Raw genomic sequence first — 26,089 nt, forward strand, 5'->3', positions numbered from 1 at the left:
CAATCATTCTCCAGATGTTGATTGGGGCTGATCGTCGCGTTGAAAAACCCAGTGTTTTGAAAGCAAAAAATTGGCGGTGAAAGACACGCCGACTGCCAGGCACAAGATCACCATAGGCGCCGTCTGTGCAGGAAGCAGGGCGGCCAATACCCAGACCGCCGCGGCCCGAACTGCCATGGTGACACCAAGCGCCCCCAGATACCGCAGCCGTCGCGAGCCGGCGCCTTTCGCCTTTTGCCCGGCAAAGGCCCAAAGATCGAGAACGACAAAGTTAAAGATCGCACCAAAGGCCACACCGATAACGGCGGCGAGTTCAATCGGGACACCAATCGCCAACGCACTGCGCGCGGCGGCCAGATCGACGATCAGGCCAAGCGCCACCGTGGCGCCATATCGCTGAAACTCATGCCGTTTCCGTGACATGGCTGTCTCTGTCCGCAAGGATATATCGAAAGTCCGCTCGTTTCAGCGCATCATGCTGGGTGCGTAGATGGGAAAACAGATCATAAATATTGTCGATCTTGCCGCCCAGCACAGATGTGACTCGACCACCGCGCGGTTCTTCGTGAACAAGAATTGGGCGTCCGTCGTCGACTTCGTTTTTCACCAAAACAGTTTTGACATCATAGATCGACTCTCCATCCGAAATGCCGCCAACGCAGGGCAGATACCGGGATGCGTCCAGAACCATGTGTCTGAGTCGACTTTCGGGCTCAAGCCGGGCGAAGGCTTCATAGGGTGAAACCGGTCTTGATTGATCCGTCCAACTGACATGCGGAGTGTAACGCACATGGGTCAGCGAATACTTTCCAGCCGCTGGATAGGGCATGAGCGAAAAGAACGGCCATCCATCACCGTGACCGCATAGCCCTGCATCTCGTCGGGGGGATCCACAAGGGCAAGCTCTGTCATTTCGTGTTTGAGCCGAGCCTGAGGCAGCCCAGATTGCCTGAGTACGTGGTTAATCTGGGCGTAAGTGACGTTGAAGACTTGGTCTGCAAGAATTTCGCTGCCGTCCGACAAATGAACGACCGCTGCATGTGCATCTGAGTTGTCGTCGATGGACAAGACCTCGGTCCCAAGCCGCAAATCGAGATTGAGCGCATCCATCCGGGCTGCCAGTTGATTGGCCAGAACAGAGTAGTCAAAGGCAAATTCATCCGCGCGAAACACCGCCTCGATCTGGTCGTCATCGAACATTGCGGTTTCCTGACGGGATGCCAATGCAATCGGGGCCTTCATATTCTCGAACATTTTGCGAAAGCGATTGGCGGACACTTTCGAACGTTGGCGCGCTACGGCATAGAGCATCTGGAAGTCGGATACGATCGCATCGGGAAAATCACTGGCGAAACGATGGCACAGCTTGCGCGATTTCAACGCGGTCAGCATCGAGCGGGGGTAATGAAAGCCTGAGTGCAAGCGCGCCTGATTGACCCGCGACGCGCGCGTCATGATCTCGGATCCCGCCTCGACCAGAACGACATCGCGCGTTGTGGAACGTAAAAACAGGGCCAGGCAACAACCATAGAACCCGCCGCCTATCACCAGATACTTGACTCGACGCGGCGAGGTCACGGTGCACCACCTGCCGAACGCTTCTGTACCAATGCGGTGGGCGCTGGGGCTTCTTGCCGATCTTCATACTTTTCGGTGCCATCGGTATCGACATTGAGCGCATTAGACACGCTTTCAAACAGATCAACCGAGCTGCGCTCGGACACCAGATAGTCGACTGTACGGCCGCGTATGATCTCCATCGCTTTGCGCAGGGTCACACAAATCGCAAACAGAGCGGCACCCAGGAAGGCGAGCATACCCGAAATCGAAAGCGACAGGGTGGTCCAGCCTTCGGCGATATCCGTTTTGGTGAGATATATGACCACCACATAGATCGCAAAAAGCACCGCGCTGACAAACATGAATGCAGAAAACAATGCCACGGCACTCAGCAGTGAAGGTCCCGCTTCAGTCACCATCCGCAGTAGCAGGTCAGACCGGCTGGTTGTGCGCGCCACCCAGGTGGATTCGTGAACGGATGCGGCACCTTTGACGTCGGGCGCGCGTCGAAGCACGGTCAACGAGTTGTCCCGAGGCGGAAAGCGCAGGGCGAGCACAGGGTTCGCATCGTTGAGCAACCGGTTCAGAGCCGTACGCGGTATCGTAATGGTCTGCATGTCGCGGGTGCTGGCCTGAAACCCGCTGGCGTGGCCAAGAATTGCGATGAAGGGTTCGGCCATCACCATGGCTTTGCGCTGCCCCAGAACAACGGCGTTGCGGTCCTGTGCTTTGTCGATCATTGCGGGAATGTCAAAGCTGTTCACCTCGTTCACCGAGGTGATTACCACAAAGTCTCCGATCGCTTCCGAGGCGGCAATGACCCGGCGTTGACTGTTGTCCAATCCGCGTACTACCGACAGATAGCGCACATTCGGGACCGTGATCAGCGCCTCTTCCAAGGCGGTATCGTAGCCCGTTTCGTTGACGACGAGTATTTCCCAATAGCGATAGTTATTCTTTAATATTTCCGCAGTCGCCGCAATATGCGGAACCGCAGTGTCGGGGGCGTAGGCGTCTGTGAAGCATACTGATATCAGGATGTCGTCGCGCAGCTTCGGTCCGCTCATGGATCGCCTCCGCTGAGATGACGTGCCGCCGACAGGTTTCTCAGCGCGGTATCCAGACCAGTCAGCCCATCCTCGGGACGACGCATTTCGATCGAAACCGCGCGTTGGTATCCAAGCGTGCGCAGGGTGTTCAGCACCAGTGCCGCATCTTCCGGGCTTGCAGGTGCCGGGGCGAGAAAAGGTTCGCTGATGTGGACATGGCTGAGCATCGGGCCCGCCGTAGTCAACTGATCCTTGACTCGATCAAATGTGCCGGTCAGCAGCGTCGCACCAACGTCGAAATTCAGCATGATTGCAGCATGATCAGCGCGTTTCACGAAATCAAGCGTTTCATCGGGTGTTATCAGGAAATTGGTGTCATATTCGTCGGGGTTGCACTCCATCGCGATTATTGTGCCCGCAGCTGCGGCGGCGTCAGCGAGCGGTGTCAGAATATCGATGGCCCTGTCGACAGCAGCGTCCGGTTGCATCTCCGGTGGTCGCTGGCGCTGTTTGGGTGAGCCCATCACAAGATTGGGTATCTCGAGCTGTCCTGCCAAAGTGATCGCGCGTTTCAATCCCCGTTCAAAGGCCATCCGTCCAGTATCTTCGCCGAATAAATCGGCGCCTTCGACTCCGAAAAGCAGAGACTGCATCGAAACGAGTGTCAGCCCGAATTCTTCAAGTTCGTCCCGAACTGACGCGATCTGGGCATCGGTTGGCTCGAACGGGTCGTCTGCAGTGTTGAACAGTAGGCCAGGGGCGATCTCTAGCCCAGTAATGCCCTCAGCCTGTAGCCTGGCATAGACGTCGCGGCGATCATCTGCGGTCCAGGCGATATTTGAAACGGCATATTGCATTGCTCAACCTTCCATCGAGGCTGAGAAGAAACTGGTCAGTGCCGCCAGTACATCATCGCCGGAGCGATTGTATGGACCGTTTTGGCCGAAAAGCCCAGCGTGTTGAGTGCGCATGTCTTCCTGGTGAAGCTTTCCGGCAGTTTCGGGCATGTTCCGTCCGATGAGGGCGCGATGAACTTCGGATGCCATAAGCGGTTCCGGCGCAAGGTGCAGAACATCCAACCCGGCCTCCAGCGCAAGGTTGATGTCCGAATTCAGTCGCGTCATTTCATAGAACTGATAGGTGGTTTGGCAGTTGTGGAACATGACGGCGTTAATGCCAAGGTGATCCGCCTCGGCCGTCAGTTCAGCCCGATCCGGCAATGCTGCCAGTGCAGCACGATCGATCACATACATACCAACTGCATCATCGGCGGAGTAAATTTTACCTAACGTTGGGGTCAATGAGGCCGGAAGCTGGGTTTCCAGCTTTTCATAAGCGGCCGAACTCAGCATTGTGGGCATGGGATTCATCAGGTCGAAGATGAAGTTCTTCATCAAGCCGGGCCCGAACAAGGCTGGTAAGCGAACGATTAGGCATTGCGGGAAATGGGCCTGACAGGCTTGCTCTAGCCTTCTGCGGTTGACGCCATAGGCGACGGTTTCCTGATAATTTGCATTAGTTTCAGTATATCCGCCATCGAAACGGTCCAGTACGGCGATTGTTGAAATCAGCACAAATCTGCGCGCTTGCATCCGTGAAAGCGAGGCGATCAATGCATCAATGCGTTGGGCGTCGCGGTCCGGATACTTGTTGGCCTCAAACATCGAGCCGGGCGCGGCAGCGCAATATAGCGTTGCAAATCTCTGGCCTTCGGCGTTTTGCACGGTGCGAGAGTTAAACCTATGCGCATCCGGCAGAGCTCTCGCGAGGGTTGAACCAACAAAGCCAGAGTGTCCCAGAATGCCGGTATTGAATTGTAACGCCATGGTCAGATTGTCTCCAATCGGCTTTTTACTCATTACTTACATCGCGGACGGACCGCAGCGATACACAATAAACCAGAACCCGGTAATCTTGCACCAGCCAGATGGCTGACCCCTGGGCCCCGTTGACGATGATGCCAGAGCAATCGGACACCGCCACAAATGGAGTATGCCCCGGTTTCGGGTCTGTCAAAGAGAAAGAACCGGCCGGTAACCCCATTCAGATAGCGCCTTATCGGAGATTCTACCAAGTTGGCTAAGCAGAAGCTTTAGCCCGGACAACTCTCACACTGTATCGAGCGCTGACTCGTCGAGCACTCGAGTTCTTCACAATAGCGGCATCCGGGCGCGATTGTTTCCAATTGGCGTCGATAATTCATTGGCGAATTAGAATTAAATTCAGCGGCTCTGCGCGACATGCAGGCTACAAATTTGCAGCCATTTCAGTCGATGAGTCTGACCGCAGATGCCAGTGAAGCAACCTTTGCTAATGAATTACGGCACATTACGACGCTTTGCCAGGGTGCGTCATGGTCTGTTCGCGACGCAAAAACCCTTGAAATGCTGAAGCAAACGTTCACTTTGCACATACTCGGGTTGTGCTATGCTGAAGTGCGAGGGAATTATGAGACAATGACGGGGATTCGGGATTGATATCTTTATACTCATCCCCGCAGGATGATTGGTCTTGTACGCGTTGCCCGAAAAACCGCTTAAGTTGTGGCCTAAATCACATGTGTTTGCTACGAGAGGTGGTAAGTAAATAATAGCTGTAGTTTAGAGTATAGCGCTAAAAAGTCTGAATTCCCGAACCACTATGGGGATATCCGAGAGTTCGGATATGTTGGCGCAAGTAAATGAGTACGAGGATTTGAATATTCGTCCCAGCCAAACACCGAGCGACAACTCTAGTTCGCTTGACATCTACTCCGCTCACTTCGGGTTAACCGAGCGGCCTTTTTCCCTGTTACCCGACCCGGAATTCATTTTCTGGTCGAAAGCTCATCTTCAGGCGTACACGATGCTGGAGTACGGCATCCTGACACGAGCGCCGATCACCCTGATTACCGGCGATGTGGGTGCTGGCAAGACAACGCTGTTGCACCATCTTCTGAAAAGCGTCGGGAGTGATGTGAAGATCGGCTTAATCTCAAACGCCCACGGCGATCGTGGCGAGCTGTTGCGCTGGGTCTTAATGGCGTTGGATCAGCCCGCCCCTGCTGATGCTACCTATGTCGACCTCTTTGCCAATTTCCAGGCCCATTTGATCGAGGAATATGCCAAAGGTCACCGGGTGATCCTGATATTTGACGAAGCTCAGAACCTGACATCTGAATCGCTGGAAGAGCTCAGGATGTTCACGAACATCAATTCAAACAAGGATGAATTGTTGCAGTTGGTCCTGGTTGGCCAACCCGAGCTACAGGAAATCATCCGTCGCCCAGAAATGCGTCAGTTTGCGCAACGCGTGGCGTCGAGTTTCCACTTGAAGTCAATGGATAAGAAAACAGTGCGCAAATACGTGGCACACAGACTTGATGTAGCAGGGGCCGAACGCAATTTTTTCAGCCCGGCCGCAACCGATCAGATCTACGAGTCCACAAAAGGAGTGCCGCGTTTGGTTAATCAGCTTTGCGATCTGTCGATGGTTTATGCCTTTACGCGAGGCCGCAAAGGCGTCGTGCAGCACACGGTAGAGATGGTCCTAAACGATGGTGCCTTTTTCGCCGCGAGTTTGGATTCGGACAAAAACGGCCTGACATCATGACGAACGATATCCGGTTTTACCTTTCTTTGGTGTGGCGCAGGCTCTATTTCATTATCCCTATCATTGTGTTTTGCACACTTGCTGGCATTTACGCGGCATTTACGCTGCCGCCGGTTTACAGAGCCCAATCCCGGCTGGTTGTGGAATCTGCGCAGATCCCGGGAGATCTTGCCTCAACAACCGTGCAGGCTAGTGTCGTCGAAATTCTGCAGGTTATCCAGCAACGGGTTATGGCAAGGGCCAATTTGCTGGAATTGTCGCGCCGCTTTGGCGTGCATGACGACCAACCAAATTTGACATCGGACGAAATCGTCTGGGATATGGAAGAACGGATTGAGCTTCAGTTACCCTTTGATACCCGAAATCAGGCCGCATTTGTGACAGTATCTTTTGCGGCGCCGGATGCCGAGAATTCGGCCCGGGTTACCAACGAACTGGTCACGCAGATCCTGCAAGAGAACGTGGCAATGCGCACAGGTGTTGCGGCGCAAACGCTGGACTTTTTTGTGCAAGAGGTGGCTCGTTTGGATGGTGAAATGGCAGAGCAAAACCGCAAGATCCTTGAATTCAAAGAGGCGCATAAAGATGCCTTGCCGGACAGCCTGACCTATAGCCGTGAACGCCAGTCCTCGTTGCAGGAACGTATATTGCAGTTGGATCGCGAACTGTCGGGTCTGCGCGACCGCCGTTCCCGGCTTGTTGAAGTCTACGAACGGACTGGGCGTTCGGACCTGGCCGGTGAGAGCCTGACGCCGGAACAGCGCCGTCTGCGGCAATTGCAGGACGAGCGGGCCTCGGCTCTTGTAATCTATTCATCTGATCATCCGCGCATTCGGTCGCTGGACGGTCAGATCGCGGCGTTGGAGGCGGCCAATATCCAATTGGGTCTTGGCACTGAAACGGCACCCAATTTCACAGCGTTCGACCTCCAAGTTTCCGATATCGATGGGCAGATCGATTTCATCGAGGCTCAAAAAACCGACATCAATACCGAACTGGAATTACTGGCCCAATCCATCGAGGCCACGCCAACTAATGCGATTGCCCTTGGCACGCTCGAGCGGGACTATGATAATCTGCAATTGCAATACACTCAGGCGACGGCCAGCCTCGCTGAGGCTCGCACCGGCGATCAAATCGAGGCGCAATCCCGCGGCCAGCGCATCACCGTGACAGAGCATGCCACTGTACCGACGTTCCCAGCGGAACCTAGTCGCAAAAAAGTTGCAGCCATTGGGATGGCCGCCGGTTTGGCGTTGGCAGGGGGGCTGTTTGTACTACTGGAGATCCTCAATTCGACGGTACGCAGACCTGTCGATATATCCTCGCGTCTTGGCGAACCTGTTTTTGGAACTGTGCCATATATGTGGACGAGACGCGAGATCGCTATCCGTCGCAGCATGATTGTCGCTGGGCTGTGCCTTCCGATCGTGGGTGCAGTTGCGGCTTTGTATCTCATTCACTTATATTACTTGCCACTTGATCTTGTTATCGAAAAGGTCGCCGAAAAGCTTGGCGCGACATATTTGCTTGATCGGTTGAATTTGGGATAACGGGACACGAAGGTTATGGAACGTATTCAAACTGCCATCCAGAAAGCCCGCGAAGCGCGGAGAGTTTCTGATGCAGAAAAAAAGGAGCAGACCTCCGCGCCGACGCCGGTCGAAACACTGCAGCCAGAGGGGTCTCCTGCTTCACTTAAGGAAAAGCTGTGGGCAGACCTGCCCAAGTATAAATTGAATCCGAAGCAGTTGATGCGGGCACGTATTTCCGGCCACGAGGCGACTACAGAATCTGTATCCTTCGATGTGTTGCGCACACGTATGATGCATCAGATGCAAAGTAATAACTGGCGCCGGGTCGCAATCGCGTCGCCCGGTTCTGCCTGTGGCAAGACAACTCTGTGTCTGAATCTAGCTTTTAGCTTTGCGCGTCAGCGAAATACCCGGGTGATATTGGTCGATCTCGACCTGCGCCGCCCATCGATTAACAAGTTGCTGCAAACAGGTGAATATCACTTTGCTAAAGCGTTGGAAGGTGAAAGTCAGCCAGAAGATCACATCGTTTGCTATGATGAAAAGTTGGCTTTTGCTCTGAATAGCCACTCGGTTCCGGAGTCAGCCGAGTTGCTTCAGGACAAAGATGCGGCCCATGTCATTGATCGGATGGAAGAGCGGTATCAGCCCGACATCATGTTGTTCGATACGCCCCCCATGCTGACCTGCGACGATACATATGCCTTTCTAGATCAGATTGACTGCGTGCTTCTGGTGGCCGCTGCGGAAAATTCTACCGCTGAGGAGCTGGAGAAGTGCAAGGACGAGATTTCGGCACGCTGCAATCTCTTGGGCGTGGTATTGAATAAATGCCGTTATCTCGAAACGCTGGATAAATACGGCTACTGACGATTGTTGTCAGCAGGTGTGGGGTTGCCCAGGCTTGAGCAAGACAATGTCCGCTGGCGCGAGACTCAACGCGTGAAACGCGCCCACAAGGCCTGCCACGACAACTTTGGCAAGATGACCAAACACCGTCCGTAGCGCGTTGCCAAACGAACCGGGTGGCTAACCATGCGCCAGACCCATTCCAAGGCCAGTTTGCGAACCCAGGACGGTGCCCGTGTCTGGCTGCCTGCGATAAAATCAAGCCCAGCCCCAATCGAGACAAAACCACAGGCTGGTGCAAGCTGCGCCCCGCGGACCGCCAGCATTTCTTGTTTGGGCGCACCAAGGGCCAAGAAGCACAGGCGCGCACCTTCCGTGTGGATTGTTTCAAGATAGGTGGCAACTTCGGGCCCATCGGGATCAAGCCCAAAGGGGGGCGCAATCTTTGTCACGACGCGGAGCCCGGGATTATCCTTTTCGAGTTGGTCCGCTGCGCGATCCAACGTGTCCTGAGTTGCCCCCAGCAGTGCGACGGATATGTCGTGCTCGGCGGCCAGCCGCGCAAGCGGGGCGATAAGGTCTGAGCCGGGCATCAGTTCGATGGATCGTCCCGCCAGACGCGACAGCCACACAATGGGATTGCCGTCAGCGACGACGTGAGTGTGCGCAATATAGGCTGAATGAAACTCGGGCATCTGACGCATCTTCACGATGTGGTCCAGATTCAATGTGGCTAGCGTAAAGCCTTGCCTTTTATCCCAGCAGCTGACGATACTTTCAAAAAGTCCTGTTTTTGTTGGCTGACTGATCAGCGACAGAAACTCCGGGCCTTGCGCTGTTTGTTGTGTCGCAATGTCAATTTCGGAATTCACAAACACTATTCCACTCTTATTGAACCAATGACCTTTGATGGCTCAGCAATGTGTTGTTGTCTATTGTTAGTTGCTGGCTTTTGCTGGAGCGGCCAAAATACGTTTATTGTTCCGGCGGTTTTTACAAAGCGATTCCAAGTTGTCACGCAGTGGGCCAAAAAAACCGGTAGTTGAAAAGCTAGGGCATGTTTCCCGCGTTGAGCAGTGTATTGCTGCCAACTTACATGAAGATTCTATGAAAAAATTAATGAAATTTGGGCGGCAATAGGCGTCAAACGGCCTGTGCGCACGGAAAAATCGGCGTCTTGGGCATAAATTCGGCGGAAAATTGGGCGCGCTCGGCAATGTACCGCTTGCGTTTATGGCATTCAGTATTTCTGGGTTGTGGGCAATTTGCCCCCTGAGTATGCCATTGTTCAGGGATGGTGAACTAGTACTTCGTTGCGTTTAAACGACCATGATTCCCGGGGGTTACGGACCGCTGGGCACAATAGGACTATGTGTGAGAGATGGCTTGCAGCTGGGCAAAGGCCCCTAAAACAATGACTGCGATTTCGCGGCTATTAGCTATTCCTTATCAAAAGAGTACTCAGAATGGACACAATTCCGCCGTGGATATGTTCATTTGCCAGAGTCCCGCCGCACTTTCGCCTTTGTGTCTCCGTACCCCGTAATCGCCACCACATCAATTGGAGCCAAATTCGGCTTTTGTTGCCTGAACCAAGGATAACGTCATGAGCAGTATCGATATTCGGAATTTCGGGATCCCAACTCAAGGCTTGGGTTTCGTCGCAGAATATTACGTTTTGCCTAATTGGGTTTCCAGCCTGAGTGAAATTGACTTTGACAGATCGCCCGATGCGGTCGAGATCGCAACAGAATTGGATGCGGTGTGGTCCTATGACGCTTTTTGGGATGGGGGACCTCAGGATTCCTTCGCCGCGCGCTATACTGGAAGCCTCAATGTGATTGAGGATGGCGTTTACACCATCCATTTGACGTCGGATGACGGTTCGGCGCTCTATGTTGATGGCGAGTTGGTCATCAACAATGACGGTAACCATGGCGCAAAACTGGTTCCGGTCTCGCTGGAATTGAGCTCGGGTGCTCATGAAATTGAAGTCCGCTACTTTGAAAGTGGCGGTGCGCAAACGCTAAAGCTGGAATGGAGCGGACCCGATACTGACAATGAACTGCAACTGATCGACTCCAGTGTAGTTAACTATTCCTTGCCGGCGGATACCGACGCGGCAAATGAGGGCACCGACAGCGTAGCGGCCAGCGCAGAGGCTGCGCCGGATACTGTAGCCGAGGTGACGACTAATCCCGGTCTTGAAGCTAAGTTCGTCAAGATTAATCGTGGGGATAAGACGTTGGATCAGATCAATTTTGACGCTGACCCGATTGCTGAACAGATCTTGACCGAGGTTAACTATGAAAAGAGCAGAAAGGCGTGGTGGGAAGATGGCCCACGCAGCCGTTTTGCTGCAGAGATAACGGGCCAGCTAAACGTTGAAATGGCGGGCGAGTACACGATTTATCTGGAATCGGATGACGGTTCAGCTTTGTCTCTGGATGGCGTGCAGATCATCGACAATGACGGACGTCACGGGACCACCGAAATCCAAGAGACTCTGTTTTTGACCGCGGGATCCCATGATCTTGAGCTTTTGTATTTCGAATACTCAGGTGCACAGACGCTGAGGCTGCTGTGGAGCGGTCCGGATACGGATGGTGCCAAAGTGCCGATTAGTGGCAACAGCTTGAGTCATGGCGAACCTGCTGCTGCCCCCGATGCGGATCAGGACAACACCGATCACGGTGGGCATGACGGTACCGACACCACGGACGGTTCTGACACCACAGACGGTACCGATACAACGGACGGCACCGATCACGGTGGGCACGACGGTACCGACACCACGGACGGTTCTGACACCACAGACGGTACCGATACAACGGACGGCACCGATCACGGTGGGCACGACGGTACCGACACCACGGATGGTACGGACGCCACAGACGGTACCGATACGACAGACGGCACCGATCACGGTGGGCATGACGGTACCGACACCACGGACGGTTCTGACGCCACAGACGGTACCGATACGACAGACGGCACCGATCACGGTGGGCATGACGGCACCGACACCACGGATGGTACAGACGCCACAGACGGTACCGATACGACAGACGGCACCGATCAAGGTGGGCATGACGGTACCGACACCACGGACGATCAGGCGACGCAAAATCGAGGTCTTGCCGCTCAGTATTTCGTATTGCCAACAGCGGCTTGGAGCCTTGCGGATATCGATTTCGATGCGACGCCTGATGCCACTGGTTCCGTTTCTGAACTGAACTTCCAAAGCTCAAATGACCCCTTCTGGGAGAGCGGTGTGCAGGATGAGTTCGCGGCGCGTTATTTTGGCACACTGAATGTGGCAGCGGCTGGAACTTACACGATTTATCTGACGTCTGATGATGGCTCTGCACTTTATCTGAATGGTGAGCAGGTTATCAACAATGACGGCGCCCATGCTGGCGTAACCGTCCCGGTCACACTTGATCTGGAAGCGGGCGAACACGACATCGAAATCCGGTATTTCGAGATTTGGGGCGAACAGGTCCTCAGATTGGAATGGAGCGGTCCCGATACAAATGGGTCGACCGAAGTTATCTCGGGCGACAGCCTGACGCATCCGGCAAACGGCGCAGATGATACGGATCATTCCGGGCACGACGGTACCGATACGACAGATGGTACCGACACCACGGACGGCTCTGATGCCACAGATGGTACGGATCACGACGGTACTGACTCCACAGACGGGACTGATACCACGGATGGTACGGATCATGGCGGTCACGACGGTACCGATGCCACAGATGGCACCGATACCACAGACGGAACGGACCAGGGCGGTGATGACGGTACTGACACGACAGACGGGACCGATACCACCGATGGTACGGATCATAGCGGTCACGACGGTACCGACACCACGGATGGCACTGATACCACCGACGATACCACCGACGGAACCGACCACAGTGACCATGGCGGTCACGGTAGCGACGACGAAGTGGACCACGGCGGTGCCAACATTCCGGGTACGATCCCGGAACCGACAAGCCCGGAAGAGTATGATGCTTTCGTTGAAGCGGTGATGGCTGAACCGAATGCGCATGCGCATGGCGATGACACGAGCATGATGGTGGAACACGGCCAATTGCTGGACCTTGTTCCGCGCTCGGAGGCAACGCATGTGGCGGTGTCTGATGGTGACTGGTTCGATCCCAATACATGGTACGAAGGTAGAATACCGGATGCAGGGGCCAATGTTCTGATCCCGAAAAACATTGCGGTCCGTTATAATGGCGAAAGTGATGCTTCGTTGTTCACGGTTCGTGTCGATGGTGAGCTTTCATTCGCAACCGATATTGATAGCCGCATGGTTGTCGACACATTGGTGGTTGATACATCGGGCCGGCTTGAAATTGGCACCGCCGAGAATCCGATTGCGGCGAATGTGAATGTCGACATTGTCATTGCCAACAATGGTGATATCGACGTCAACTGGGATCCATCCTTGCTGTCGCGCGGGGTGATTTCGCACGGCCAGGTTGAGATTTATGGCGCTGAGAAAGACGCGTTTTTGAATGTCTCTGAAGCACCGATGACTGGAGATACTAGTTTGTCTCTGTCTGAGGTGCCCGATGGCTGGCAAGTGGGCGACAAAATTGTACTTACTGGCACGCACCAGATGGGCCATACCAACACGGCACAGCTCTATATCGAGCCTCAGGACGAGGAACTGACGATCACGGCGATCAACGGCAACCAGATTATCTTTGAACCTCCTTTGGAGTATGATCACGATACTCCGCGCGAAGATCTGTTCGCTTACGTCTCGAACATGTCACGCAACATCACGATCTCGAGCGAGGATGGTGACGCCACCGAAACTCATCATCGCGGGCACGTGATGTTTATGCATAACGATGATGTCGATGTGCGTTACGCAGCGTTCGAGGATCTTGGTCGCACCGATAAATCTTTCCTCGCCGTTCAGAGCACAGCGGATCTGGCGGTCGTAGAGCCAGACAGCAATATTCAGGGACGCTATTCGCTTCATTTCCACAGAACCGGTACGTCGGAGCCAGATGATCCGGCAATGGCTGTCGGGAACGTTGTTGATGGCTCTCCGGGTTGGGGTTTTGTGCACCACTCCAGTAATGCGAATTTCACCGACAACGTCGCCTTCGACATTTTTGGTGCAGCCTTCGCGGCAGAAGCCGGGGATGAAACCGGTATTTGGCTCAGAAATATGGCGATCAACGTCGAGGGTACGAGCTGGGGTGACTGGTCAGTCAAGGATCAACAACGTGTCGAAGCCCAAGATACCGGCCATACCGGTGACGGTTTCTTTTTTGCCGGGCGTTTGGTGGAGGCCGCAGAGAATGTCGCGGCGAACACCAATAACGGCTTCGTCTGGATGCATCGCAACAGCAAAGAGCATCCTGACTCCGCAAACCTGGATCACCCTGAGATCGCGTATGGTCAAGATGAGATTCTGAACAACTATGCTCCGATTCAGGGTTTCCGTGACAATGAAGCCTTTGGAACAAATACAGGTATCATAGTTATCAAAGACATGCCTTGGCAGGAGACGCATGAAATCCGATCGGTGTTTGACGGGTTCTTGAATTGGGAAACCGCAACAGGTGTACACCTGAGCTATACCGCGCATTACACGCTGATAGACTTTGATTTGATCAACACGACTGAGCGGATTGGCGATGTCCATCATAATGGGGTGGTTCTGGGTGGCAACACTACCGATATGGTGTTCAACGGTTTGCGTGTCGAAGGCTTTGACAGAGGTGTCGACATGGAATGGGATCCGCACTGGAGTGTTCCGGATGAAGACATCGCCCATGTCATTATTGATTATGAAGGTATCAATAATCGGACTGATCTATATGGTTTCAATCCGAACCAGCATCAATTGCTGACGTCAGAAGACCTCACACCCGGTCGGATGGAGTTTATCCACAATGGCGACACCAGCCTTGCAGCGGGTGAGAGCTTCAGTTTCGACGGGATCAAGACGGACTCGATCGGAACCCGCGATCGTGTGTTGTCTCAGGATCCACTGGAGCTTGATTTCTATAATCATATCATCCACATCATCTCGGAAGAGGGGTATTATTCCACGCCAGATGGCCGAAATGTCATTCTGATCGACGATTTCCTTGCTGACCGAGCCACTGGTGAATTGACCCGGATCACTCACGTTGTGACGCTGGAAATGACCCATGAAGAGCTGGCCAACGACTGGATGATCAACAATGCCGCAAACGGTGCCAGATATAATGGTGTGATCAATCTGGGTGGATCAGCTCCGGTTGCACGGGATGACAATTTCTCCACCAACGTGAGTAAGGGAATCCTGGTTGACGTGCTGGCCAATGACTCTGATGCAGAAGATGCGGTGCTGAATGTCAGCGGTTTCACTGACCCTGAGCATGGTGACGTATACGTGCAGGAAGATGGCAGTTTGCTGTATCAGCCAGATCTCGGCTATGAGGGAACGGATAGCTTCGATTACTGGGTTGCGGATTCCTCCGGGCAGTTGAACGAAGCAACCGTCACCATTGAGGTCTTCGATATCTGATCTCTGTGAGCTAAACGCAGATACAATTTCTCTGCTTTTGTGATTATAAAGGCCCATCATTGGAAAAATGGTGGGCTTTTCAGAATTGTATAGAAAGGAGAAAGTGATCCAAATCCCAATCGTGAATACGCTTCATGGATTAACGGGTAGGTGTTTTTTGATCAAATCGCTGCGATGAATAAAAACTGCTTCATCGTCGAATGGCTCGCCATCCAGTTTTGCTTTGGTGATGAGGTCCGCGAGGAAGGTACGATCTATTTCGAGCTCTTTGATAAGACTTGATAGCTTATCAATTTCTCCGATTTTAGCGAATTTTCCACCCTGATGGACATCCACGAGATCTCGAGCGTATACGCTATTATATCCAATCAATGGCGTGCCTGAAATAAGAGCTTCGATCAGGCAACGGGGGGACTCGGGTGTTTTGTGGCAAGATAGGAAAATATGTGCCTCTTGAATTGCCTTTAAGACCTCTTCTCTATCTGAGACAAACCCAGGCGTTCGAACCCTGTCCGACAGCCCGCTCCGGGCAATACGCTCTTTCATCCGCGACATCTGCGATCCGCCGCCCAGCCACGTAGCCTGAAAATCTGTCCCATCCGAGGCGAGATTTTCCAGAACTTCTATCCAGTCCAGAGGCCCTTTTAAATCTTCAGCTCGGCCCGTATAGACTATTTTAATCGGACCACTTTGGGCGTCCTCAATCTTACGGTTTAGTGTTGTCTCTGTGATATGGTCTTCAGCGCTATAATGAATATCGTGCACAATCTGCGGGTTGACCGAATATTGTTTGTAGGTTTCGAACGTGTCACGCCCGTGAAAAAGGCCGAGGTTCGCTTGGCGTATTGCTTTCCTCTCGTACGCCACCATCGGAAGGTAAGTCACACGCGCCATTAGGCGCCTACGCCAGTTTCCTTCGTTTCGTGTCCTCCACACAACTTGCGAGTGTACACTATCTGTCCAAACTGCATGCGGTCTGTTCATTTGAACCGCAACGCTTCAAGATACTAATCCCCAATCACCGAACAGACCGCCAATAGCGAAAGAGAGATAGTCGGCTTGAGCGATATACCCTGCTATTCGGCGTCTGGTTGCGCGTAATTGTCTATAAAACTGATCCGGACGAAAGACCTCCGGCATTGGGATAATCTCAACCCGATCAAGCAAATGCTTGCTGATTTCTATCGAACTCCAACCTTAAGGTGGGGTCCCTTTTATAAGCGGCATCATCACCATGACGCGCTCAAAAGATTTCGCCCAAAGTCTCAAACCATTCAAAGCCTGATCCTCTGCAAACAGAGTGTCATTTTGGGAATAAAGGGGGGCAGGGGCGTACAAAAGCAATGTGCCATGTTTCTCAGTTTTCATCTTTAACCTATATCTTACTGACAGTATCAGACTGAAAAATGATCTTAGCTCACCATCACATTTGGACTACAAGATTTTTAATACATCAATAATTTGTCAACGATTTGTTCCTAGTTCGTTGAATAGAGCCCCGAAGGGCATTAACTGGTCGTGAGCAGCCTCATCTGACTGGTCCAAGTTGATTGTTAGGTTCTGGACCTAATAATTTGGTTGCCGTCATCCCGCCTGCGTGATTCATACCCGTGAGCTTCAGGGGTATAACATGAGCAATCTATTCTGGTTGACTGACGAGCAGATGGCGCGGCTTCAGTCTTACTTTCCAAAGCGCCATGGTAAGCCGAAGGTTGATGATCGACGCGTTCTGAGTGGAATTATCTTCATCAATCGCAATGGGTTACGTTGGTCCGATGCGCCGCGCGAATATGGGCCGCCAAAGACACTGTACAATCGCTGGAAACGATGGAGCGATATGGGTGTGTTCGCTCGGATCATGAACGGGCTGGCCGCGCAGGGAACCGATCATAAGACGATCATGATTGACGCAACATACCTCAAAGCGCACTGCACGGCTTCCAGCGTGCGGTTGTAAAACGGGGCGTGCCAGGCTGATAGGGCGCACCAAGGGTGGTATGAATACGAAACTGGACGCTGTTACTGACAGTCTGGGACGCCCCATCCGCTTCTTCATATCCGCTGGGCAGGTGAACGATTACACGGGCACCAGGGCTCTGGTGAACAGTCGGCCATCGGCTGACTGGCTGCTGGGAGATCGAGGCTATGACGCCGACTGGTTCCGCGAAGCCCTTAATGACAGGGGAATAAAGCCCTGTATCCCAGGTCGAAGGTCACGCGACAAGCCGGTCCGATACGACAAGCGCCGCTACAAACGATGCAACCGCATTGAGATCATGTTCGGACGCCTGAAGGATTGGCGGCGCGTCGCCACCCGATATGACAGATGCCCAAAGGTTTTCCTCTCGGCTATCGCTCTCGCTGCTACAGTCCTATTCTGGCTGTAAATCAATGAGTCTGGAGCCTAGCGAGTTCTGCTACGTCGCCACGATTTTGCTGCCTCGGCGAAGTGGTGCGCGCGACGCTTGAAAGTCATCTCGAAGCAATGTTCGCGAGCAAAGTTTCGGCCACGATATGCGGATTCAATCAGCATTTCGCGATTGCGATCAAGTACTGCGATCTGCTCCGCCATACTTTCGGCATCACCTAAAGGTCTGACAAACCCACTGCCAGCATGTGATGCTATGCCCATGAAAGCTTCGTTTGCAAATCCGACGATAGGCACGCCGCAGGACATTACCTCTGAATACGTGCTTGAGGGGTCACCTTGTGGGTGACAACTGACGAACAAATCTGCCTCGCGTTTGAGCAATGGAACCCAACCAGATAGAAAATCCATAGGTTGGTGGATTGTGACCCAGTCTTCGACGCCATTTCGCCTTATGGCGTCGACAAGACGGGCTTCCTCCGGCCCTGATCCATAGATGCTAAACTGGAAGTTGATACCACGGTCGACAAGTCCGCGCGCAACGCGCGGTAGATGCAGTACCCCTTTCATCGGAACAAAGCGCCCGCCAAAGATCAGTCGAAGTGGTTTTGCGGAGCGCAATACTTCCGCCTTCCTTGCAAGGTCGTCGTCACTTGCAACGTCTGATCTGCGGACCCGATTGTCAAAAAACACAAACGCATCAGGCCGGTTGGGTCTGTACGCATCATGTATTGGCACACCGTTGCATTGCAGTCCGGCCACGAAACCGAGCAGTTCCCTTCGGGTACGCTCTGCATTCCAGATCCATATTTTTCGGCGCAGTTTTCTTAAAAAGTTCACCCGCGTAGCGTCAATAATCTGAAATTCGGTTTTCAATGTATACTCACACACATGAATCACGGGTATCCCACGAGAAAAACACTGGCGCGTCAGTTCTGCTTGACTCGGGTCAAGAAAACCAACGACGGCCCCCGCTCCAGTTATACGCTGAATCAAATCAGCCAGTGCTTTGGGTCGTTCTTCAACCCGAGTACGCAGGTTTTGGTCAGGGTGAACTTCGACATGATCCATGTCGGAAGAGGCGGTTGGAGAAACTTCAGCAAGAGTTGTTACTTCACCGTCCCAGTGCTTTGCGTATTCGGCTGCCCCATCGAGGTACTTTTGTGTTAGAACTAGCCCTCCGCCAGGACCGCGGTGGGCCTTCAACACCGGCAACAGGATGAGTTCATTTGGCTTGCTAGGGTAAATCAAGAAATCATGTCCGGTATTTTGTCGAAACTATAGTGACCAACTGCTAATCCCTCATCGGCGAGATGGACCACTAGGAATACAAATAGAATACCTTATCGGTCTCTGAACTCATTGCAAGGGGGGTGATGGAACAGCTATCCAGATTTCACTCGCCAGTCTAGAGGCGGAACAGAACGCTTGTGCGTCCGCTACACCATCCTTCAACTACTAGCTTCGTAATCGTGTACCAGTTCGCAGTTTAATTGCATCTCTTGCTACCTCGCACTTGCATTTTGAAGCTCTCGTCGTGCTTAATCAAACACGATGAGCAAAACACAATAGCTCACTGGGGATGCGCTCAAGATGTCGATACCTTTGTCCTGGCACGCTTGTTTACTGATTTCTCGCGCCCGCAGGTGCACGACATTGCGGAACAATTTTAAACGGGATTTCGCCGACAAAGCGAAATGTTAGATGGGAAAGAAGTCTTGATGGCCGCAGGTATGGATATCCTTGTCCATATCTTTTTCGAAAGTGGTCGCCCAAATTACGATCAGCTAACACCAGAGGCTACCCGAGCTATCAAAACATCCCAAGTCAAGTTCATCTGGCAATACCTAGACAACTTTCCGTTGGACGAGATTGGGCCAAGACTCTCTGGATATCGTTACGTATCTCGTCGTCGTTCACTTTGGCCACATCCTTATGGCAAGGGATATTCACGACGCGGTTGAAGATATCAACAGCATTGGGTCGGGGGGCTGCCGGTACATAGTATTTCTGGAAAGTCAGATGGCGGGTAAGCGCCATCTGCTCATAAGGTACATGATCGGATGCCAGAAAGGGAATGCTGGTCATTGGAATATTCGCAACCGGCGTATGCAGCGGCTTCAAACCCAGACCTGTCACGATCGAAATCACCCGATCACGTTGTTCAATCGAAGGTGGTCCCCAGGTTCCAGCGCTTTCGATACGGTCGATCAAAAAGGCGCAGGCGACGTCTGATATCTTACAATTGCCCACCCAAAAGGCACTGTCGGCCAAATCGAAGCCATAGCTGGTCAATTCGACCAGATGGGCCGCCTGATCTTTTGGGAGGATCGCCAAACCGCCCTCGCCGAAACCATAGGGTTTTGTGTGATGAAGGCTGATCGCCTGCCATGGCACATTCGGAAGATTTGTGTGAAACCCCGACGCGTTATCCAACAGCAGCCGTTTGCGCAGGCGACGCGCTAGCGCTGAATAATCCGAAAAGTCCTGGTATAGACCAAGTGGGTTGGTCACGATGATACCATCGTAAGTGACCGGATCTAACGCCTCGAGCGCGTGCAGATCCAAGAGGCCTCTGTCATCACAGTCGAGAAACAGGACATCATCGAAACGTCCCCGTCCAAGGTTTTGGAATGTATATGCCGAAGCAACCCATTTCATGCGGCGGCCTGCGCGGTACGATTGCAGGGCTGCCAGCGCTTCTAAAGCCATACCACCATTGGCCAATGGAACGACATCCCAGGTTTCGGGTAACCCAACATGATCAATGCAAAGCGCGCGCAGCTCGTGATATAGAGGTCCCTGGTTCGCCCATTGGCTTTGGTTGGCGCAGGCTTGCAGCAGCTCGGATACACGGGCCATATTTGGCTGTTTTTCTTCAACAAACAGTACTTTGCGACCACGCATCGAGTCATCCCACAATAGAAATGCTTGCCGATTCTACCCTAGCCGCCAACAAATGCATAAAAAAATACTTGTGGCCGTCTACTGAAACCCTTCGCGTTGTTACAATCAATCGAACCTGCGCCTACTGTCCGCAATACAATAACAGTTGATACTCAGGTGATAGCTGGCTCATCCTAAGACGACTCCTACGGCATGTACGAATTGGAAAACGAAACCTTCGATTGGTTCTGGCGCTATATGACTAATTCCTACAAGTAGACTGAAACTCAAAACCACAACATACGTTGCCCTGTGCGCTGGCAAGTTTATGGCTTTGCGTGTTTCCGCCAAAACCAACAACAGAAATGTCAAAACGAATACCTGCATCGACAACCAACGGCTCCAGTCAGTAGCGATCGGATACAGCATGAAAGGGGTTCCGGCGCTGACTAGAAACAACGCCCATTCGAACCACCCATTCAGAACTCGGGTCGCGATCCACAGACAGGGCAACAGCAGCAGCGCGATCATCAGCGCTACGACTGCAAGGTTCACACGAACCAGAACGATAACCTTCACCGCTGAAGTCGTGCCGCCAAATCCGTCTACCAGCCATGGAAATATTCCACCACACAATCGATCAATTAACCCAGCGTTCAGCAAGCGCGAGCACATGGCATCGGTATCCGGGACACTGACATAGATCACCGAAAAAACAGCAGCCGCCAGCGAGATCAGCCACAAGATCGCAATCGGCCCTATCGACTTTTGTTTTCCAAGACGGAAATAAAGCGCCGCGCTTAGCCCTGGAACTAAAAACAAATTGGCTTCGTGGAAGAAAACCGACAGGCCATAGAGGGTCACGACAGTCGCCACACCCACCGAACCGCTGCTTCGGGGAAAAAGCAATGGCAGGAACGCGGCCAACCCCAATAGTTCTTTTCGGTAAGCTGCGGTGGTATCGTTGACCCAGAACAGCACAAGTGCCGGGCTAACCAACAAGAGCACGACCACATCGGGCATTTTCAGTGACAGACCTTTTGCAAAAAGGACCGAAATTATCAACACCGTCAAAACAGCCTGAACTGTGCTGACCAGAATCAGTGGATTTACATGTGACAGTTCGGAAATAAACAGGAAGAGTTCGCCCGATATGCCCCTACGAACTATTCCGCTGGAGTAGTTCACCAACCAGTCAGCATGCTGAAATTCACCACCGCCAGCTTGGGACAAGTAAACAAGACGGCGTAACAAGAGCAGTGTCGATACAAGAAATAAAAAGGCAACCAGCAATGCGTTCCAGCGCTTAATCTCCGTCAGCATCAGACGTTCATCTTTCAACATTAATAATCACAATACTTCAGCTAGTGTTTAACACTTCTTTGACCTTAGTAGACACCTGAGGTGTTCTCAAGCTGGGCGTAGCTCGCAATGTGTTGCCGGCACTTTCCAAATGACACTGATTGGATAAGCAAACGAAAGACCAACTGCCCCGCGGTCAAAATTGCAACGATGCAGTTTATCCTAGCCCCCTAAACCTGGGCCATTAATGTTGCTGAGAATGGAGGAGTTGAGATGGCGAGAAAGCGACACTCAGACGAAGACATCTTGAAGCTGCTGTGTGCGATTGAGTTGAAGCTTGCGGATGGCAGCGACGTGCAGACGGCGTGCCGCGCTGTCGGTATTAAAGCGTTTCGGGATTAACCTGAGGTATAACTGGCAGCCTTGAATTAGAACCAGCACTCAGTTGGATCGTACAAATCGCAAATTTCCCCAATTGCGTTGAACACTTCGGTGAAGGTTCTGGCACCGATCCTTACCAAGTGGGGGTCTGCCCCCTGCCGGAGCAAACCCCAACCAAAGCTCTTGAGCATCTTGTTGATCGCCTTGATGCCAGTTGTTTTGGCACCACTTTTGTCGATGGCGATCTTGCGTGGTAACCTGTTCACCGCGAGCGTGCGGGCGAAAAACTTCGTCGCCGCGGCGTTGTTCCGGCGCTCGGACAATATGAAATCCAGAATCTTACCGTGTTTTTCGATTGCTCGGTAAAGAGAAACCCGCCCGCCCCTCACTTTTAAAAATGTTACATCCATGCGCCACGAACGGTCTGCGGGACGCTTTTCATACCGCGCTGTTTCAGCAATGAGGCCTGCATACCGACCGACACAGCGGTTTAGCGTTGTGTTATCATGGTCGACGCCGCGTTCCGCCATGGTTTCTTCTAGATCCCAGTATGAAACACTGTAGCGCAGGTAGAAGAAAACCGCGTGCAGGATCACGTCTTTCGGAAAATGCGCGCCTTAAAAAAAGATAGTCACGGTCTGCTCCTGTCATGTCAGCATGCGTAACCAAAACTGTGTTCGATCTGACAGGCAGGGGCGAATTTTGCGACAGAACCCAAAAAACTGACGATAGCTGACAATAAAAAATATCTCGTCCTGTGGGGCTTTTTACGGCTGTGTCAAATAGATACGAGGCGCCGCTCGCTCGCTCTTGTCATCGACCTAATGAATCGCTTTATTGCCCAAAATATTGCAACCATCTCTGAAGCAGATTCAGGCAGGAGCGTAGAGTGCATAATCTTGAGGTCATTGCGCCCAATCTGAAGCGAAGTCTTTCGGGGGTGACAACAACCATTGTCCGCTTACTGCCAATTCAAAAAGAGATGATCGGCATTTGTGCGACCGGACCGGGTCTTCCGAAGGACGTCCCACATATAAGGCTCTGGAGAACATTATTTTTGTCTCGCGATGTTAAGCGGGTCTGGCACGCGCGTCGAAATGCCGAAATGCTGATGGGCTTGGTGTTAACAACAATCTTCCGGCGAAACTTCAAACTGCTCTTTACGTCAGCAGCCCAACGCAATCATTCTGCTTACACCAAATGGCTGATATCAAAAATGGATGCGCTGATCGCAACAACTCCTCAGGCTGCATCGTTCCTAGATCATCCCGCAACAGTAATTATGCATGGTGTAAACACCAACTTGTTCCATCCTGAGGATGATAAAAGAGCTCTAAGAAACAAACTTGGACTTCCGCACTGTACATTGGTTGGTTGCTTCGGACGTATTCGCCCCCAAAAAGGTGTCGACCTATTGGTGGACGCAGCCATTGAAGTGCTGCCTGCATTTCCAAATGTCGAAATTGTATTCACAGGTCGCACAACAAAAGAGTTTATCGAGTTTAAACAACAGCAAGAGACAAAATTGCAATCAGCCGGCTTGGCGGAGCGTGTGCACTTCTTAGGTGAACGCCCATGGAGCGAACTCGTCGAATTGTACCGTGCACTGGACTTGTTTGTTGCGCCTGCTCGGCACGAAGGATTTGGACTGACTCCTTTGGAAGCAATGGCTTCAGGTGTTCCCGTCATTGCTTGCGATGGGGTAGGCGCCTTTAATGCCCAAATTGAAGATGGTGAGACTGGACGGCTGGTGGAGAAGGACAATGCCGAGGCTTTGGCTGACGCGCTTAGAGAAATGCTTTCAGACCGCGACAGACTAACGGTCAAAGGCCGTGCTGCCAGATGCCATGTCCAACAGAATTTTAGAATTGAGAGCGAGGCGAAGGCTATAGTTCAAGTGTATCGCTCACTACTAAAAGCTTCCTGACCACCTGAATTTTGCCGAAGCTATTAGGGTCAGGATGCATTGATTTTCAACGCGCTGTATGATTCACGGCTCGGAAATGGAGTGGTGATATAAGCGACCATTTCCAACTGACCGATGAGCAGATGGCCAAGTTTTCCGCTTTCAACCCGAAGTCGCACGGCAGGCTATGGGGCGATGATAGAAGGGTACTAGGCGGGATTATTTTCATCAACCGCAATGGATTAAAGTGGCGAGATGCGCCCAAAGCCTACGGTCCGCACAAAACGCAGGGTTCATTCGGATCAGGCATCCTTTTTCGTCAGGTGCAGGCAGGCAACGGCGCGGAGCTTGCCCGCATTCCATGCAAAATAGAATTGCCCGAAGCCCGCCACAGACGCCTGTACGTCTAACTAATTAAACAAAGCCTTTGATCTACACCGTCTTGACCGGGTGGAATTTGATGCATGATCACCGTGTAGAATTGAGCCGTTGAACGTGAGCCAACGCCCTTGGCTCTCTTTCATTTGGTATACAACTCTGGTTGCTCTGATTACATCACTGCACCGATCTGCCATGGTACAAACTCTGCTCCACCAAAACCCAGTTCTTCGCTTTTGGTTTTTTCCCCGCTCGCGACGCGGATAATCATATCAAGTATCTCTTCGCCTTTCTGGGTGATTGAGACATTATGGCTGACAATGTCGCCGCAGTTCAGGTCCATATCCTCTGACATACGGGCGAACATTTCCGAGTTTGTCGCAAGTTTGATGCAAGGGGTTGGTTTGTAACCCGAAACAGATCCCCTGCCGGTCGTGAATACAACTATGTTCGCTCCCGAAGCCACTTGCCCGGTGACCGAGCAAGGATCGAAACCTGGGCTGTCCATGAATACAAATCCTTTTTTGTCGATTTTCTCGCCAAATTCATAGACGTCGCGCAACGGAGCGGTGCCGCTCTTGGCCGTTGCGCCCAAAGATTTCTCCAGAATTGTTGTAAGGCCACCCCGTTTATTGCCGGGACTGGGATTGTTGTCCATCTCGCCGCCATTCCGCGCCGTGTAGTCCTCCCACCATTTGATCCGCTTGATCAGTTTCTCTCCGATTTCAACCGTTTCGGCGCGACGTGTCAGCAAATGCTCAGCCCCGTAAATCTCGGATGTCTCGGATAGAATCGTTGTGCCGCCGTGTCGAACCAGCAGGTCCGACGCATATCCCAGGGCTGGATTTGCAGTAATTCCAGAATACCCATCTGACCCGCCACATTGAAGCCCGACCGTGATTTGTGACACCGGGGCGGGCGCACGTGTCACACGATTGGCGAGTTCCAATATTCCCTGCAGTTCTTTCAATCCGCGCCTCATAGTTTTGCGCGTGCCACCCTCGTTCTGGATAGTCATGTAGCGCAAAGCCCCATCAGTGCGGATCGGTTTTCCCCCAACCAGTTCCGAAAGCTGCATGACTTCGCAGCCAAGCCCGATCAGCAGGATACCGGCAAAGTTCGGATGTTGAGCATAGCCGGACAATGTTCGAAACAGTGCTTGATAGCCCTCATTGGTTGCAGACATCCCACATCCGGTGCCATGCACGATGGGCACGACCCCATCGACGTTTGGGTAGGCGTCCAGCATCCCGTTTCTTTCGGCGGCCTCTGCGATGAATCTCGCGACTGATCCCGAGCAATTGACCGTTGTAATCAAGCCTACATAATTGCGCGTGCCAACCGTTCCGTCAGACCGGTGATACCCCATAAATTGTCGTGCATCGGCTAAGGCGGGCAGTGGCTTGGTCTCAGACGAAAACGCATAGTCTTGTTCATGTGCGCCCATTCCAAGGTTCTGCACATGAACATGTTCCCCAATCGCGATGTCTTTTGTCGCCTGGCCAATGATTTGACCATAGCGGTAGACGTATTCGCCAGCTGCGATTGATCGGATGGCGATCTTGTGACCTTTGGGAACAGCGCTTGGGAGCGGTTCAGAGATTTCCGGCACGGCTTCACCAGCAGCAATGTCGCGCAGAGCAATGACCACATTGTCCCGGTCATTCAAGCGCAAAACGTTTCGGTGTGGCCTATGGCCAGCGGCGTCAGCTTCGTTATTCTGCATTG

The 26,089-nt window shown here is 52.6% G+C and carries 19 protein-coding genes and 2 pseudogenes; 8 read left to right on the forward strand and 13 right to left on the reverse strand.

All coding sequences use genetic code 11. The features are described 5' to 3' along the window. Nucleotides 1-3: 3 nt before the first annotated feature. Genes ACRZ91_RS19295 through ACRZ91_RS19320 form a run of 6 tightly spaced genes read right to left on the reverse strand, consistent with a single transcriptional unit; the run spans nt 4 to nt 4,468 of the window. Nucleotides 4-423 (reverse strand): GtrA family protein, encoded by a 420-nt coding sequence (locus tag ACRZ91_RS19295; protein ID WP_480907900.1) that lies wholly within the window; start codon nt 421-423, stop codon nt 4-6. Further along, on the reverse strand, nt 404-829 hold the full coding sequence (locus ACRZ91_RS19300; RefSeq protein ID WP_480907902.1) for a hypothetical protein: 426 nt from the start codon (nt 827-829) through the stop codon (nt 404-406). Before ACRZ91_RS19300 ends, ACRZ91_RS19295 begins: the two co-directional genes overlap by 20 nt. Further along, nucleotides 796-1,578, reverse strand: coding sequence for an FAD-dependent oxidoreductase (locus ACRZ91_RS19305; RefSeq protein WP_480907904.1), 783 nt, complete (start codon nt 1,576-1,578; stop codon nt 796-798). Before ACRZ91_RS19305 ends, ACRZ91_RS19300 begins: the two co-directional genes overlap by 34 nt. Continuing rightward, entirely contained in the window at nt 1,575-2,627 is a 1,053-nt protein-coding gene (locus ACRZ91_RS19310) for a hypothetical protein (RefSeq protein ID WP_480907906.1), read from the reverse strand. The genes ACRZ91_RS19305 and ACRZ91_RS19310 overlap by 4 nt, the downstream gene beginning before the upstream one ends. Continuing rightward, on the reverse strand, nt 2,624-3,466 hold the full coding sequence (locus ACRZ91_RS19315) for a sugar phosphate isomerase/epimerase family protein (protein ID WP_480907908.1): 843 nt from the start codon (nt 3,464-3,466) through the stop codon (nt 2,624-2,626). The genes ACRZ91_RS19310 and ACRZ91_RS19315 overlap by 4 nt, the downstream gene beginning before the upstream one ends. Before the next feature lie 3 nt (nt 3,467-3,469). After that, nucleotides 3,470-4,468, reverse strand: coding sequence for an NAD-dependent epimerase/dehydratase family protein (locus tag ACRZ91_RS19320; protein WP_480907910.1), 999 nt, complete (start codon nt 4,466-4,468; stop codon nt 3,470-3,472). An 805-nt stretch (nt 4,469-5,273) separates the two neighbouring features. Between ACRZ91_RS19320 and ACRZ91_RS19325 the strand changes: the two genes are divergently transcribed. Genes ACRZ91_RS19325 through ACRZ91_RS19335 form a run of 3 tightly spaced genes read left to right on the forward strand, consistent with a single transcriptional unit; the run spans nt 5,274 to nt 8,605 of the window. Then, nucleotides 5,274-6,200, forward strand: a complete 927-nt coding sequence (locus ACRZ91_RS19325) for an ExeA family protein (protein ID WP_010442181.1) — start codon at nt 5,274-5,276, stop codon at nt 6,198-6,200. Further along, complete coding sequence (locus ACRZ91_RS19330; protein WP_480907912.1) at nt 6,197-7,753, forward strand: GumC family protein; 1,557 nt, start codon at nt 6,197-6,199, stop codon at nt 7,751-7,753. Before ACRZ91_RS19325 ends, ACRZ91_RS19330 begins: the two co-directional genes overlap by 4 nt. Before the next feature lie 15 nt (nt 7,754-7,768). Beyond that, a complete protein-coding gene (locus tag ACRZ91_RS19335) occupies nt 7,769-8,605 on the forward strand; it encodes a CpsD/CapB family tyrosine-protein kinase (RefSeq protein ID WP_480907914.1) in 837 nt (278 codons plus the stop codon). 65 nt (nt 8,606-8,670) lie between these two features. Here ACRZ91_RS19335 and ACRZ91_RS19340 read toward each other — a convergent pair whose 3' ends face one another. Then, entirely contained in the window at nt 8,671-9,462 is a 792-nt protein-coding gene (locus ACRZ91_RS19340) for a WecB/TagA/CpsF family glycosyltransferase (RefSeq protein WP_480907915.1), read from the reverse strand. Between the two features lie 728 nt (nt 9,463-10,190). Between ACRZ91_RS19340 and ACRZ91_RS19345 the strand changes: the two genes are divergently transcribed. Next, nucleotides 10,191-15,140 carry a PA14 domain-containing protein gene (locus ACRZ91_RS19345; RefSeq protein ID WP_480907917.1) on the forward strand — a complete coding sequence of 1,650 codons (4,950 nt, stop codon included), beginning with the start codon at nt 10,191-10,193 and terminating at the stop codon, nt 15,138-15,140. Nucleotides 15,141-15,272: 132 nt separating this feature from the next. Here the strand turns inward: ACRZ91_RS19345 and ACRZ91_RS19350 are convergent, their stop codons facing one another. Further along, a complete protein-coding gene (locus tag ACRZ91_RS19350) occupies nt 15,273-16,034 on the reverse strand; it encodes a glycosyltransferase (protein WP_480907919.1) in 762 nt (253 codons plus the stop codon). Nucleotides 16,035-16,770: 736 nt separating this feature from the next. Here ACRZ91_RS19350 and ACRZ91_RS19355 point away from each other — a divergent pair. Next, nucleotides 16,771-17,527 (forward strand): IS5 family transposase gene (locus ACRZ91_RS19355; protein WP_480907921.1). Its coding sequence is split into 2 segments (ribosomal slippage): nt 16,771-17,096 and nt 17,095-17,527, totalling 759 coding nucleotides; the frame shifts between segments, so codons are not numbered across the junction. 17 nt (nt 17,528-17,544) lie between these two features. Here ACRZ91_RS19355 and ACRZ91_RS19360 read toward each other — a convergent pair. From ACRZ91_RS19360 to ACRZ91_RS19370, 3 genes are all read right to left on the reverse strand, one after another. Next, nucleotides 17,545-18,759, reverse strand: coding sequence for a glycosyltransferase (locus ACRZ91_RS19360; protein WP_480907923.1), 1,215 nt, complete (start codon nt 18,757-18,759; stop codon nt 17,545-17,547). A 582-nt stretch (nt 18,760-19,341) separates the two neighbouring features. Beyond that, the gene (locus tag ACRZ91_RS19365; protein ID WP_480907925.1) at nt 19,342-20,415 is read right to left on the reverse strand and encodes a DegT/DnrJ/EryC1/StrS family aminotransferase; all 1,074 of its coding nucleotides are present in this window, start codon (nt 20,413-20,415) and stop codon (nt 19,342-19,344) included. A gap of 168 nt (nt 20,416-20,583) precedes the next feature. Continuing rightward, nucleotides 20,584-21,717, reverse strand: coding sequence for a hypothetical protein (locus ACRZ91_RS19370; protein ID WP_480907927.1), 1,134 nt, complete (start codon nt 21,715-21,717; stop codon nt 20,584-20,586). Nucleotides 21,718-21,969: 252 nt separating this feature from the next. On the opposite strand from ACRZ91_RS19370, the gene ACRZ91_RS19375 reads away from it, so the two are divergent. Beyond that, complete coding sequence (locus ACRZ91_RS19375) at nt 21,970-22,098, forward strand: hypothetical protein (RefSeq protein ID WP_480907929.1); 129 nt, start codon at nt 21,970-21,972, stop codon at nt 22,096-22,098. Nucleotides 22,099-22,250: 152 nt separating this feature from the next. Here ACRZ91_RS19375 and ACRZ91_RS19380 read toward each other — a convergent pair. Further along, a pseudogene (locus tag ACRZ91_RS19380) lies at nt 22,251-22,694 on the reverse strand (IS6 family transposase); the annotation flags it as partial. Nucleotides 22,695-22,966: 272 nt separating this feature from the next. Here ACRZ91_RS19380 and ACRZ91_RS19385 point away from each other — a divergent pair. Both ACRZ91_RS19385 and ACRZ91_RS19390 read left to right on the forward strand, forming a co-directional pair. Continuing rightward, a complete protein-coding gene (locus tag ACRZ91_RS19385) occupies nt 22,967-24,004 on the forward strand; it encodes a glycosyltransferase family 4 protein (protein WP_480907930.1) in 1,038 nt (345 codons plus the stop codon). A gap of 89 nt (nt 24,005-24,093) precedes the next feature. Continuing rightward, nucleotides 24,094-24,270 (forward strand): annotated as a pseudogene (locus tag ACRZ91_RS19390) (transposase); the annotation flags it as partial. Nucleotides 24,271-24,533: 263 nt separating this feature from the next. Here ACRZ91_RS19390 and ACRZ91_RS19395 read toward each other — a convergent pair. Continuing rightward, nucleotides 24,534-26,087 carry a UxaA family hydrolase gene (locus ACRZ91_RS19395; RefSeq protein ID WP_480907932.1) on the reverse strand — a complete coding sequence of 518 codons (1,554 nt, stop codon included), beginning with the start codon at nt 26,085-26,087 and terminating at the stop codon, nt 24,534-24,536. Between the last annotated feature and the right edge of the window lie 2 nt (nt 26,088-26,089).

Source organism: Ruegeria sp. O11, assembly GCF_056535285.1.